Genomic DNA, 13468 nt, shown 5'->3' with positions numbered 1-13468 from the left:
CGCAACCCGGACTTAACCCTTGCCCGCAATATTGCGAGCCAAGACAGGGAGAGTCCGATGACCCGCATTGCCGCCACGCTTGGCCTGATTGCTATCCTACCGCTGACCGGAGCATGTGCGACCGCGGTTCTGGGCGGCGCAGCCGCTGTGGGTGTCACCGCATCGCAAGAGCGCACAGCTGGAGAGGCCCTTGATGACGCAACCGTCTCCAACGAGGTCAAAACCAGACTGATTACAGCAGAATATGGTCTCTCCGAAGTTGACGTTGAGGTCGCCGGTGGCCTTGTCCTGCTTTCTGGACGGGTGATGACCCCGGAACAAAAAGTCAGAGCGGAAAGCCTCGCCTGGGCATCGCCCCGTGTCCGCGAGGTTGCGAACGAGATCAAGATTGAACCACCGGGCGGGTTCTTCGCGAATGCCTCTGATGAGGTGATCAGTACGCGCGTCCGCTCTCGCCTGCTCGGCTCGAAAAGCGTGAAAGCCCGCAACTTTAATGTCGAAACCTATGGCGGGGTTGTCTACCTCATGGGCGTCGCCCGTAATGCCAAGGAGCTTGAAGCTGCGGCGCGCGAGGCCAGCCTCGCTGGCGGCGTGACCAAAGTTGTGTCCTATGTTCGCCTCCGCGATGCGCGTGGCCAGATTGTCCCATATCGCCCTGCCGATTCTGATGGCCCGCGCGATACTGGCGAACTGCTTGGCGGGCCGGGCAGCTAAACGTTATTAAAATCAGTGCTTTCAATCGCCTGCTGGACGACACATATAGGGCGCCTAACCTTTCCAAGGAGCGTCCATGACCCTGCGCGTCGCGATCCAGACTGATCCCCTCGAAACCGCTAATGTTGAAAGCAATACCACCTTTGCTTTAGCAGAAGCCGCGCAGAAGATCGGCGCAGAATTATTCGAGTACCAGCCCGAAGACCTGTCCTATAATGCCGGTCGTATCACCGCATGGGCAAGACCCCTAAAGGTTCAGCGCGTACCGGGCACGCCCGCAATTTTCTCAGATCGCCGTAATGTCAGCCTGCAAGATGATATTGATGTTGTGCTGATGCGACAGGACCCGCCATTTGACATGTCATACATCACGGCCTGCCACATTCTGGAGCTATTAAAGGGGCAGACGCTCGTCCTGAATGATCCTGAGCATGTACGCTCCGGCCCGGAAAAGCTCTACCCCATGGCCTTTCAGGATTTCATGCCGCCGACGCTTATCTCCCGTGACAGGGCGAGCATTGGTGCATTTCGGGAAGAGCATAAGGATGTGATCGTCAAACCGCTTTATGGCTTTGGTGGCGGCGATGTTTTCCATGTCAAACCGGGCGACAATAATTTTGGGCCGCTCATTGATCTGTTTCTCGGACGCACCCGTGAACCCCTGATCGTTCAAGCCTTTCTGCCTGCGGTGGCTGCAGGGGATAAGCGTATCATTCTGATCAATGGCGAAGCCGTTGGCGGCTTCAATCGTGTTCCGCAAAAAGGGCATGCACGCTCCAACCTCGCAGTTGGCGGAACGGCTGAAGCGAGCGAGCTGTCAGAAGCTGATCTTGCCATCTGCGCAGCGATCGGACCGGATCTCAAAGCCAAGGGTCAGGTCTTAGTTGGTATTGATGTCATCGGGGGTTATCTCACCGAAGTGAACAACACGTCTCCGACCGGGGTTCAGCAAGTCCGGGACTTTACAGGCCGCGATCCAGCAGCGATGTTCTGGGAAACGGTGCAAGAAAAACTTGCCAGTACCTAACGTGGCAGACACATTGAAGGCATGAATATGAAAGCTTTTTCCTTTGCCAGCATTGTGACCCTCGCTCTTGCGGGGGTCGCCTGTTCAGAATCGCCGCCAGCTACAGAAGCGGCGGTTGAAACACCTCCCGCAGATGTTTCACAAACACCTGCAAGCGCGCCTGCAGAAGATAGCGGCTTCAACCTCGATCTTTTCAGCGACGATAGTGGGAATGACGGCTTCAATATTGGCTTTGAGGATAGCTCAGGCAGCGGTCTTGGCGATTTCGATTTTGGCGATGAAGCCCGCACAGAGTCTCTTCTCAGCGACATTCCGGAGATTAGCGCCCCGGTCTTGCCAGAAGACGATACGGCACCCGTAATTCCGGATTTACCAGAAGAGGATGACGAGATTCTTCGTCTCCCGAACTAAAAAGTTCTTTCTTTGTTCCAAATCTTCTGATACCGTCCTCTCAGGTGCTGGGAGGACGTTTTGGTTTGCAGGATTTCGACATTCGCATTTGAGGGGATAGAGGCCAAGCCGGTGGACGTACAGGTCCAGATGGTTGGGGCCTCACAACCCTCTTTCCATATTGTTGGTCTGCCGGATAAGGCCGTTGGTGAAAGCCGGGAACGGGTACGAGCAGCCTTTTCATCCATTGGTCTCGCCCTGCCCCCAAAGCGGATCATTGTGAATCTCGCCCCGGCTGATCTGCCCAAGGAAGGCAGCCATTATGATCTCGCGATCGCACTGGCAATCATGGCCAGTATGGGCGTCATCCCGGCAGATGCACTGGATGGACACGCCGCGCTTGGCGAGCTGTCCCTTGATGGTCGATTGGTTCAAACGCTGGGTGTTTTACCCGCGGCCATGCAGGCGCTCGAACTGGACTTGCGTTTAATCTGTCCAGAAATATGCGGCCCGGAAGCCGCCTGGGCTGGCGAAGGCAATCTTGCTGCGCCAAACCTTATCAGTCTGATCAATCATTTTGCCGGGCGCGCGCCTTTGTCATGTCCACCACCCGGAGAGTTGGCCGATAGCCCGCCTCTGCCCGACCTCCGCGATGTTAAGGGCCAAGAAGGGGCCAAACGTGTCCTCGAAATCGCGGCCGCCGGTGGACATAATCTGCTCTATTGTGGCCCACCCGGATCCGGCAAATCTATGCTGGCCAAGCGCTTGCCCGGACTATTGCCGCCCCTCTCTGCGCGCGAACTGCTTGAAGTGTCCCAGATTCAATCGGTGGCTGGTTTACTTGAGCGTGGCCAGCTCTCACGCACGCGCCCGTTCCGCAGCCCGCATCATAGTGCCAGTATGGCCGCGCTTGTGGGCGGGGGCATGAAAGCGAGACCTGGAGAGATCAGCCTCGCCCACCATGGCATCCTGTTTCTGGATGAACTGCCTGAGTTCAGCGCCCAGGTCCTCGACAGTCTACGACAGCCTCTTGAGGATGGCGAAGTTGTGATCTCGCGCGCCAATCGCCATGTCAAATACCCGGCTCGTTTCCAGCTTGTTGCGGCGATGAACCCTTGCCGGTGTGGTGGCGGCCCTGGCGATGGCGCCTGTCGGCGCGGGCCCAAGTGCGCGGAGCAGTATCAGGCGCGCCTGTCAGGCCCCTTTATGGATCGGATTGATCTGTTCTTCGATACGCCCCCCGTCACCGCGATGGACCTCACCCTGCCAGCACCACAAGACGGCTCTGCAGAGGCAGCGGCGCGTGTGGCGCAAGCGCGAGCCATGCAGGCAGATCGCTATCAAGATGCAGAGCCCGCTTTCACGCGCCTTGTAAACGCCGATGCGACGGGCTCGATCCTCGAACAATCAGCCACTCCTGATGAGAAAGGGCAGGCCCTTATTGCAGATGCCGCCATGAAGCTGAACCTGTCCGCGCGGGCCTATCATCGTGTCTTGAAAGTTGCGCGCACAATCGCCGACCTTGATGGCGCGACCGGGGTTCGCCGCCTGCATATTGCCGAAGCCTTATCCTATCGACGGCGCCCACCCGGTGAAACGACCGCTCTGTCGCAAACGGCACTGGCACAATAACTGATCGCGTTAAGTATAAACTCAGGGCTTTGTGACATACACAGTGCCATGACACAAAGTGATACGCCCCTTTCGCCTGAACAGGCCTTTCTCGCAACAGCCAGTCATGAGATCCGCACGCCTCTGAATGGCATTCTGGGAACCGTGTCTCTCCTGTTGGAAACAGATATGACCCCGGCTCAGCGCGAATATGCCGAGGCGATCCGCACCTCTGGTACACGCCTGCTTCAGATGCTCAACAATATGCTGGACTATGCGCGTCTGGATTCTGGAGAAGTGTCGATTGATCGATCAGAGTGCTCACCTCTGGATCTGGCTCAGGAAGTCACTGAACTGCTCAGCCCGCGCGCCCATGCCAAAGGCCTGGACCTCGCTGTTCGGGCCAGTCCCAACCTCCCGGACAGCATACTTTGTGATGGTGGCAAGCTACGCCAAATCCTCTTCAACCTGATCGGCAACGCGCTAAAGTTTACCGAAACCGGCGCCATTCTGGTCGATCTCAACTACGATCATGATCAACTGATCTGCCATATCCGCGATAGCGGCCCGGGCATTTCAACCAAGGCTCAAGACACCCTGTTTACCGCTTTTCGTCAGGCCAATGCCAGCGACGCAGAAAAGGACGGCGGGGTTGGCCTGGGGCTTGCGATTGTTGCGCGGCTGACAACTGTTTTGGGTGGGCATGTCTCGCTCGAGAGCCAACCCGGCCTTGGAGCGACCTTTACGGTCAAGCTCCCGGCCGAAGCCACGACCCCCGTAAACACATCAACCCCCGGCAACACAGTGCGACATACACTGGTTTTTGCGGGTCTGCCGCCTGCAACAACCATGAGCGCCGCGAGTTGCCTGCTCGCGCAGGAGCATAAAGTTATCTATGTCGAACCACCAGAAGCTGCGCTCTCAGCAGCAGCCGATCTGATCCTTGTTGACGCGACCACCCCAGCCCCGCTGATTCGCAAGCTCTGCAAAAGAAGTCGTGTCCTCGTCCTCCTGCGACCGGAAGATCGTGGACAGCTGCCAAAGTTTCGGGAACTCGGCGTGTCAGGTTGGTTGGTCCGACCGCTTCGGCATGCTTCCCTCATCAGGCGGACTGAACTGGCCATCGCCGGAAGTGAAGCCATCGATCCTGAAAACATGACCGCTGATAATGCCCGCGTTGTGATTGCCGATGATAACCCAATCAATGCCCTGATCGCGCAACGCGCCCTGGAATCGGCGGGTTTTTCTGTCACCACAGCCTCAACCGGCAGTGAAGCCCTCGACGTGATTGCCCAAATCACGCCACATCTGGTCTTCATGGATCTACGAATGCCAATCATGGACGGATTTGAGGCGATGCGCCATTTGCGGAGTGACGGAAATACCGTCCCGATTATCGCTATTTCAGCCGAGATTAATCCTGACATTGAAAAACGTGCGCGGCTGGCCGGAGCATCAGGGGTTGCTGCAAAGCCACTTGATGCCTCAACCCTGCGCCGTCTGGCCTTTGAGTGGATCACCCCGGATGAAACAGCGAGTGTTGCATGAGTGAAATCAGCGCCGATTCAATAGAGTCCCAAAAGCCACGTTTTCTGCAGGCCTTTGCAGCTCTTAAAGATCGGCGCATGTTGGCCATGCTACTGCTCGCCTTCGCGGCGGGTCTACCCTATGGCGCGGTGCTCGGCACGTTGAATGCCTGGCTCACAACAGAGGGCGTTACCCCGTCAACCATCGGTATTTTGTCCATTATTACGCTTGGCTACTCGTTTAAGTATCTTTGGGCCCCAGCCTTCCAAACCCCGAAATTTATTCCGTTTCAGCGTTTGGGCGCGCGGCGCTCATGGCTCATCCTGTTTCAAATTCCGATGGCCATCTTGCTGGCACTTCTACCGCTGGCTGACCCCGTCAACAATATCGGCTTTGTCGCGATCCTTGCCCTCAGCATCGCTCTGATGTCCGCCACCCATGATATTGTCCTGGATGCTTGGCGCATTGAGGTCGCACGCTCCGAAGTCGATAAGGATTTGATGGCTGCCCTCTATCAGTTCGGCTATCGCTTATCAGGTTTCATTACTGGATTTTTGGCACTCATGTTGGCCGCGCGGATCGGCTGGAGTGCTGTTTACATCATGATCGGCGCTATGATGGCGCTGGCGGCAATTGGCACCCTGATCGCACCAGAGCCCGATGCAGGGATCAATCGTGATGAGGAACGTCCGTCTTTCTTTACCAGCCTGTCGAAAAGTATCCGGCAGCGCGCAACCCTGACGATTAGCACAGGATGGCTGATCGCGGGCGGCATGATCTTATGGTTCATGACAGAGGCCTTGATCTTAAATACAGAGCCTAGCGCCCGTAATTTCGTCCGCAATCAAGGGCCGGTCATTGTTGGGCTGACTGTGTTGCTTCCTGCCTTGCTGGCTGCATGGTTGCTTTACACATTTAAAGTGAAGGCAACGCTGACTCCAGCTGACAGCAAGGGCAGCCTTTTCAGGGCTCTGTTCCGGGCGATCTTTGATCCCCTTATGGAGCTCATTCAGCGTATGCACTGGGGCGTTATTCTGGTCCTGCTACTTGCCTTAACCTATCGCTTCACAGATGCGGTTTGGGGTGCCTTTGCCTATCCCTTTTATCTGGATGACCGCTTCGGCGCACTCCATCATACAATGGATGATGTCGCGATTGCCTCAAAATTCTTTGGCGTCCTGATGACGATTGCCGGGGCGGGTCTTGGCGCTGTGATTATTGCTTTCATTGGCCGGATGCCCGTCTTGATTGCCGGGGCCGTGTTGGCCGCTGCGACCAATCTTCTCTTCGCAGATCTGTCCGCGGGGGGCGCAGGCATGGATACCTTCCTCGCGTTTACCCACCTCGATACGCCCCTCATCGCATTTGCAGAATGGGCCGCAACCATTTCCCCTGACCCGGTTGCTCCGGATCAAGGACAACGCATGGCGCGCCTGATGATGGCTATTGCTGGGGAAAACCTCGCTGGCGGCTTTGCCAGCGTTGCCATTGTTGCTTACCTTACGTCTGTGGTGAACCCGCGCTTCGCCGCCGTGCAATATGCCCTGCTTGGGTCTCTCACCATGCTGCTGGGCACTCTGGGTCGTGCCTGGCTTGGTGAAATGATTGAAGCTGAAGGCTACTATACTGTCTTCATCATCACGTTCTGGCTCGGCATGGTGGCTGTTGCCCTATCCGTGATTGAAGCCATACGCCGCAAAATGAACACTCAACCAATCGCGTCTTCCTGATTGCGTTCCAACATTTGGGCATGCCCACGCGCAGCATCCGGCGTTAGCGCGAAGTCATTCAGATCAGGGACACGGCCAAACGCGATTTTAGCCCCGGCATATCCACCCGGTGGCTCTTTCGTGACCCCAAGCGAAACGACACAATTCCCATTCCGGGCATTTAATGTGTCCATCACATCCGTCAGGGTTTCCCAGCGCGTTCGATCTGAGCGTTGCTCGGCCTGTTCGAAGAGATCGTCCGACGTCTCACCCAGACTGGCAATGCCATGCAGCATCACCGAAACCTTCTTGAAACGCGTGGCTCCGCTCATCTGCAAGCCGACCTGAAACAGGCGGTTCATCTCTGTCAGAAAGGTATGATCATCGCGCGCCGGAAAGAAACGCGTTTCGTGGCTCCAGCGTTGCCCATTTGTCAGCCCCAGTGAAATACTCAGCGCACTCGCCGTATAGCCTTCCCGGCGTAATCGCCGGGCAGCCTTGACGGTTAACAAACGCAAGCAGTCCCGGGCCTTGTCCGGTGCTCGCCAGTCGCTGGACAGGATTCGGCCATGTCCAAACATCCGCCGCGCGGTTTCAGGGCGATCAATCGCATAACCACGCAGGCTCGCCCACATCCGCTCCCCCTCAACACTGTGCCAGATCTTGCGGGCATGCTTTGGTGACAGGTCCCATAAATCTTCAACGCTATACACACCGGAACTATTCAGGCGCTTCTGCATGTTTCGTGAAATACCCGGTAGGGCGGTCAGCGAGAGTTCAAATAACCGCCCTGGTAAATCCTGCGGACGCATGACAACCAAGCCATCCGGCTTGTTCATTTCCGCAGCAACTTTGGCTAAAAACTGGTTTGGGGCTAACCCAATCGAGCAGGTCAGATAAGGCCCAAATGTCTCTCGCAAGGCCGTCTTGATCTTATGCGCCAGTTCGACACATGTCCGACGCTCACGGCCAATCAGGGCACATTCCATTTCATCAACAGACCAGACTTTCTTAACCGGCACGAACTGGTCCAGAACCCCCAGAATATCATGATGCAAGCGGACATAGTCGTCATGACGGGCGATCAGAAGGGCAATATCCGGGCACAGCCGCCTTGCTTCGGCAACACTCGTGCCGCGCTGTATGCCATAAGCCTTAGCCTTGTAACATCGCGCGATCAGGCTGGTATGCTTGGAATTGAGCGGGATCACCCCGACGGGACGCTCAGCGAATTCAGGGCGCAGCGTCTTCTCTGCATTGGCAAAGAAGCCATCAAAGTCGAGATACAAGCTTTCAATTTCGGTCGGCAGGCGCATGAACCCATTAGAACATAATAGGAACAAATTGCAAGTGGCCCTTTCCTGGTAGCAATGGTAAACAAGAGATGAAGGGGAGAGAGATGAGTGATGCAGCCTTTCAGAGCTTTATCGTCGTCGGTCTGCTATGCCTGATCGGCGCAATTGTTTTTATGGCCTTTCAGGCTTGGCGATGGCTCGACTTACAGAAAGATCAGGAGCAACAGAGCCTCGCAGGTATTGGTTATGAGCTCCGCTTAAACCTGCAGCGCATGATTAATGATGTGGATGCGGTTGCGCGCGGCACGCTTGAACAAACAGGCGCCTTGCGCCGGGTGAGCCATCCGCAACTGGATGCTTTTCTGAGCAAGCCGGGTCGAACAGATCGCCAGACCTTGAGCGTCATTCGTATGCTGTATGATGACCTGTCCGCTCATAAACTGTCCATACACGCCGCATTGGCCCAAGGCGCTGATACAGCAGGCCCAGTTAAATCTGCGGTCGACGCCATCCTGACCGGATTATCGACCCTGTATCTTTGGGAAACACACAAGGGCAAACCACCCTGTGACGCCCCCTCCACCCGAAGCTGGACAGTACGGGATTGGATGAAAGCGCATGATTTCGAGATGCGCGGCCTGCCTTATCTGCATCTGCGAGACGCCGTCATCGAGCGGCTACGGCGCGATGGCATGACCCTGACCCCAAAGCCCCTAACCTGTACCGCAAGCGAGTATTACGCCAAGCGATATGACCGAAAAGCCGACCCTCATGCCCCCTTCTGGACACGGAAGCAAAAGGACGAGGTGGAGCCAGAAACCTCAGAAGCTGCGTAAACTTACGAATATGGCATTTGCCGTGGCGGACTGTTATCATGCGCAGGCCTTAAAGAATTCTACCCTTAGTTAAACAGGACATCCTGATGAAACCTCTGCTCAACTCAACCGTAGCCGCCCTCGGGTTTCTCGCTCTGAGCGCTTGCCAGCCTGCGTCAGACCCTGTGGAAACCGGAAACGGAGCGAGTACGGATATTACGACAGGCTCAGAGGATATCTCGGGTCGTGACCTTGCGCAGAAATTGTTGTCCGGCGGGTTCAAAGCCGAAGCGAATGAAAGCTTCGGGGTTGAGGCTTTTACCGCGCTGGCAGACACCATTCCAGGCGATGCCCGCTTCACATTCGGAAATGTGACGACCGCCGATAATGGCGCAACTGTCGTTGAAGACTTCACCTTTGTCGTCGCCGTCGATGGCATTGACCTGGGGCTGAAGGCAGAAACGGCAGAGTTCTGGAATTTCAACACGACCGCTTTGAATGATCGCTTGGCCGGGACCAATACTGCAGACTCCATCAAACTTGCCGACCGGATCGAGTTTTCCAATATCAGCTCTGTTGGCTTTGATGAACTGGGCGCCCGTATTGCTGAGGAGTACAATGACAAACTCGCCCTGACGATTGATCCCAGCGGGGAGCTTCTGGACCCAGCCAGTATGATGGTCATTCGCGAGTATGACGTACGTGCTGAAAAACTGGTTCTGGATGGCCTGACGCTGGAGCCATTTGAAGTCAGCTATACCGATAGCGATGACCTCCAGGAAGATGAGCTTGAGGGCATCCATATGCTGCAGGCCATTGCGGCGGCTTCACGTGCGTTCAGCTTGAACGGGTTCGCCATGCAAGAGGCCGAATTTGTCATGGATATGGGCGTTGGCGATCAGGGTCTGAAAATGGACATGAGCGTACCGACCACAATCATGTCTGACTATCGCCGTGGAGATATGGGCTATGCCGCCTATTTCGATACGCGGTTCGATATGGATGGCGTCCTGCCCGTTGACGATCCGAACTTTGATGAGCACGGCATTCCCATGGCCCTGAAAGGCGGCATACAGTCTTATGAGATCTCTGACTTGCGCTTGGCCAATGTTTATCGGGCGGTTTCCGAGTGGAAGATGCCCGAGCACACCGAAGCTGATTTCATGAGCCTCGGCCATTGGCGTCTGGAGAATTATCGCTTCGAGATGAGTGATGAGACCGTCTTCAATGCAGATCTGATCGATCTCAACCTGACAAAGTTCCACTGGCTATTGCCAACAGAGGTCTCGCTTGATCTCGATGGGTTCGCTTATGAGATCGGAACGCTCCTCAAGAGTGTTTTCGAGATGATGCCTGAGGAGGAGATCCCAGCAGAAGAATTGGCCCAGATGCAAACAGTTATGACTGTGTTGGCGGACAATAATCTCGACTGCCTCTGCGGGGATTATGATCTTAAAGGCACCTGGGATGAAACCACGGGGGCCATCACCTATACAGAGAACGGTAACTTCGCGGATTTGTTCTCATCCTTCGCCAATGTTGACCTCACATTGACAACGCCTGCCCAGACAGCCGCAGCGCTGACCGACGCGGTTGGGGAAGAGGCGTTTGAAACCCAGATCAAAGAGGCATTCGAGTTTCGCAATGCTGTCATCCGCGTGACCGATAATGGTGGCCTGGAAGCCACCCTGACCGCTGCGCACGAAATTGGCAAAGCCTTCCCAGATGAGCCGCAAATGGCCATGCTGGCCTATAATGACGCAACAGCTCTGCGCGGGTTTGCCGTTAATGCTGTACGAGGGTTCGGACCTGAGCTGGCTAAAGACGTCCCAGAGGTTCGCCCATGGGTGGATGCTGCGGCACTGTGGCTTGAAGAAGGAGGCACGTTGGAGCTCAAAGTCGCGCCGGAAACTCCGATCACATTCGAAACCATCGAGACCTTTGATGAGACTGATCCTGAACCCGGCGAGGTCATTACCCGGTTTGGCATTAACCTGACGCATACCCCATCAGAATAGAGCGAAACACACGATTCAAGGCGCGGGCATCAGATGACCGCTTGACCATCCCGCCCGCGCGCCTCACATCTGGCGACAGATGATACTGGAGTTTTCATGACACGCCTCGACGACGAGCCCGAATCCAAGCCGCTGAGCGAACCAAATGCTTTCCTTGAGGAAGCCCTGTTTAATGCCCGCACGATCATGCTAACCGGCGGTGTTGACGATAAACTTGCCCGCCGGGTGTGTGAGCGTCTTCTGGCCTTGGCCTCGGATAGCTCAGATCCGATCTTGCTGGTGATTTCATCGCCGGGCGGACACGTTGAGTCTGGCGATATGATCCATGACATGATCAAATTTGTCGGCGCACCAGTAAAAGTCCTTGGCTCTGGCTGGGTCGCTTCTGCGGGAGCCCTGATCTATTCAGCGGCCCAAAAAGAAAACCGTTACGCGCTGCCAAATACACGCTTCCTGCTTCACGAACCACGCGGCGGGGTCGGTGGTCAGGCCTCAGATGTTGAAATTCAGGTCCGTGAAATCGTGCGTATGCGCGAGCGCCTGAACAATATCTTCGCTGAGGCGACCGGACAGCCGCTTGAAAAAATCAAGGCGGATACGGATCGTGATCACTGGATGAGCGCAGAAGAAGCTGTCGAGTACGGCCTTGTCAGCAAGATTGTTCGCCATCACAGCGAGATCAAATAAGCCAGGAAAAGGAAACGCCAGTAGGGTTTCCGTCCTGTAAAGAATTTCGGTGCAAACTCACACGATCATTTCAATCGTGTGAGCCGATATGTCCCGAACGATTCGTAATCTGGTGAAGTCTGCACCGCGTGTACAAGCCACGCGTCCAGCCACTGATCTGATCCGGGCGTTTCGGCAAACACCAGACCTTGAGGCGGTTATTATCTTCGCCGATGATCGCGCGACTGGCGTCATTACACGCGCAGGCCTCGCCGAAATGCTACTTGAGCGCCAGCAGGATATTGCCAATCTGTGCCTGCTCGACCTGCCTCAAGACAAAATTGTTCCGATTGGTGTAGACAGCACCGCACAACAAGCTGCACAACGCCTGTCCAATGCGAAATCAAACGGTCAGCTAATCGCCATTGAAAAGGGGCGCGCGATTGGCTTTGTTCCGAAAGCCGCGCTGTTCCCCCTGCTCGCAATGGGATCAACGCAACCTTCAGAAACAACAGAGTCGTCAAAGGGTCAGCTTGCGCCCCTGCTTAGCCTATTAACGCATGAAATCCGCACGCCTCTCTCGGGCATGATGGGGCTGGCGGAAGTTTTGAATGGCCGCCTGAACGACACAGAATCCCGCGACATCGCCCAGATGATTCTGGAAAGCGGGCAAGCGCTGGACCGAACCTTACGCAATGCCAATCATATGGTTCGCAACGAAGCCATATCAGGCACGGGTCCAGAAAAAACGATCGCCATAAACCTTCATACGGTTGTCGATGACATTCGTGGTGATTGGGCACTCCTTGCCGCGCGGAATGATACCAGCTTCTCGATAGAGCTTGCGCCTGATGGTCCCCCGCGCATCACCTGTAATCTGCCTCGCATCCGTGAGGTTATCGACAACCTGATCAGCAACGCGATGCGATTTACCAGATCCGGAAACATAAGCGTCGTCCTTTCGACGCAACCTTTGAATGATCAATCCCTTCTAACTGTCTCTGTCACCCATTCAGGGCGTCGCCTGAATGCCGCTCAGAAGCAGGCAATAAACAAGGCTCTGCATACTGGCAAGATGACCGAGGATATTCCCGGATGGGCACTCGGCCTTGTCGTCTCCCATAAGCTCGCAGGCAGCCTGAATGGCAAACTCAGTTATGCTGATAATCCAGCTGGTGGCGGCGTTCTGACGTTCAGTGTTCCGGTCACCCAAACCGAGACGATAACGCCTCCAACTTTGCCTGATACACCGCTCAAGTCAGGCCGGTTTGAGCTGGGCACAGTCCTACTTGTCGAAGACCATGAGGCCAGCGCCTTAATGACGATTACAGCGCTGGAAACCGCTGGCTGGACGGTTATTCATTGCCACACCCTTACTGACGCCACCCGTACCGCGACCGATATGACCGTTCAGGCAATTGTCACCGATTTGCACCTTGGCGATGGTAATGGGCTGAGCCTGATTGAACACGTGCGCACTATGGATGGCCCGAACAGCCTGGTGCCAATCATCAGCCTGACAGCGGAAATCGGTCATGAACGGTCCAGGCAAAGCCTGGCTTCTGGTGCCGATCAAGCTCTGCGCAAACCGATTGAGGGCCCTGCCCTCGTCGCCATGCTGGCTGATCTTGTCCTGCGCCGATCTGCACATGAGACAAGCGGGGTAACACGCCTGCGCCGTCGCCTAGTGGCTTAA

At 55.7% G+C, this 13468-nt stretch carries 11 protein-coding genes; 10 read left to right on the top strand and 1 reads right to left on the bottom strand.

Annotated elements, in window-relative coordinates:
- Window positions 1–57: 57 nt before the first annotated feature.
- The 6 genes from RYZ27_RS00750 to RYZ27_RS00725 all read left to right on the top strand — a co-directional run bounded on the left by RYZ27_RS00750 (window position 58) and on the right by RYZ27_RS00725 (window position 6999).
- Window positions 58–714 (top strand): BON domain-containing protein, encoded by a 657-nt coding sequence (locus tag RYZ27_RS00750; protein ID WP_406680451.1) that lies wholly within the window; start codon window positions 58–60, stop codon window positions 712–714.
- Between the two features lie 76 nt (window positions 715–790).
- Window positions 791–1741 carry a glutathione synthase gene (gene gshB, locus RYZ27_RS00745; RefSeq protein WP_406680450.1) on the top strand — a complete coding sequence of 317 codons (951 nt, stop codon included), beginning with the start codon at window positions 791–793 and terminating at the stop codon, window positions 1739–1741.
- Between the two features lie 27 nt (window positions 1742–1768).
- Window positions 1769–2152, top strand: coding sequence for a hypothetical protein (locus RYZ27_RS00740; protein ID WP_406680449.1), 384 nt, complete (start codon window positions 1769–1771; stop codon window positions 2150–2152).
- 60 nt (window positions 2153–2212) lie between these two features.
- Window positions 2213–3763 carry a YifB family Mg chelatase-like AAA ATPase gene (locus RYZ27_RS00735; RefSeq protein ID WP_406680448.1) on the top strand — a complete coding sequence of 517 codons (1551 nt, stop codon included), beginning with the start codon at window positions 2213–2215 and terminating at the stop codon, window positions 3761–3763.
- 48 nt (window positions 3764–3811) lie between these two features.
- A complete protein-coding gene (locus RYZ27_RS00730; RefSeq protein ID WP_406680447.1) occupies window positions 3812–5290 on the top strand; it encodes an ATP-binding protein in 1479 nt (492 codons plus the stop codon).
- Complete coding sequence (locus RYZ27_RS00725; RefSeq protein WP_406680446.1) at window positions 5287–6999, top strand: AmpG family muropeptide MFS transporter; 1713 nt, start codon at window positions 5287–5289, stop codon at window positions 6997–6999. The genes RYZ27_RS00730 and RYZ27_RS00725 overlap by 4 nt, the downstream gene beginning before the upstream one ends.
- Here RYZ27_RS00725 and RYZ27_RS00720 read toward each other — a convergent pair.
- Window positions 6978–8294 carry a Y-family DNA polymerase gene (locus tag RYZ27_RS00720; RefSeq protein WP_406680445.1) on the bottom strand — a complete coding sequence of 439 codons (1317 nt, stop codon included), beginning with the start codon at window positions 8292–8294 and terminating at the stop codon, window positions 6978–6980. The two genes, RYZ27_RS00725 and RYZ27_RS00720, sit on opposite strands and share 22 nt — an antisense overlap.
- Window positions 8295–8377: 83 nt before the next feature.
- Between RYZ27_RS00720 and RYZ27_RS00715 the strand changes: the two genes are divergently transcribed.
- The 4 genes from RYZ27_RS00715 (at window position 8378) to RYZ27_RS00700 (ending at window position 13468) form a co-directional block, all read left to right on the top strand.
- On the top strand, window positions 8378–9109 hold the full coding sequence (locus RYZ27_RS00715; RefSeq protein WP_406680444.1) for a hypothetical protein: 732 nt from the start codon (window positions 8378–8380) through the stop codon (window positions 9107–9109).
- Between the two features lie 86 nt (window positions 9110–9195).
- Entirely contained in the window at window positions 9196–11106 is a 1911-nt protein-coding gene (locus RYZ27_RS00710) for a hypothetical protein (RefSeq protein WP_406680442.1), read from the top strand.
- A 96-nt stretch (window positions 11107–11202) separates the two neighbouring features.
- Entirely contained in the window at window positions 11203–11793 is a 591-nt protein-coding gene (locus RYZ27_RS00705; protein ID WP_406680441.1) for an ATP-dependent Clp protease proteolytic subunit, read from the top strand.
- Window positions 11794–11881: 88 nt separating this feature from the next.
- Complete coding sequence (locus tag RYZ27_RS00700; RefSeq protein ID WP_406680440.1) at window positions 11882–13468, top strand: response regulator; 1587 nt, start codon at window positions 11882–11884, stop codon at window positions 13466–13468.

This window comes from Hyphomonas sp. FCG-A18, from assembly GCF_045287255.1.
Lineage (GTDB): Bacteria > Pseudomonadota > Alphaproteobacteria > Caulobacterales > Hyphomonadaceae > Henriciella.
Note: the sequence above shows the minus strand (reverse complement) of the source record. Positions and strands in the feature narration are given on the sequence as shown.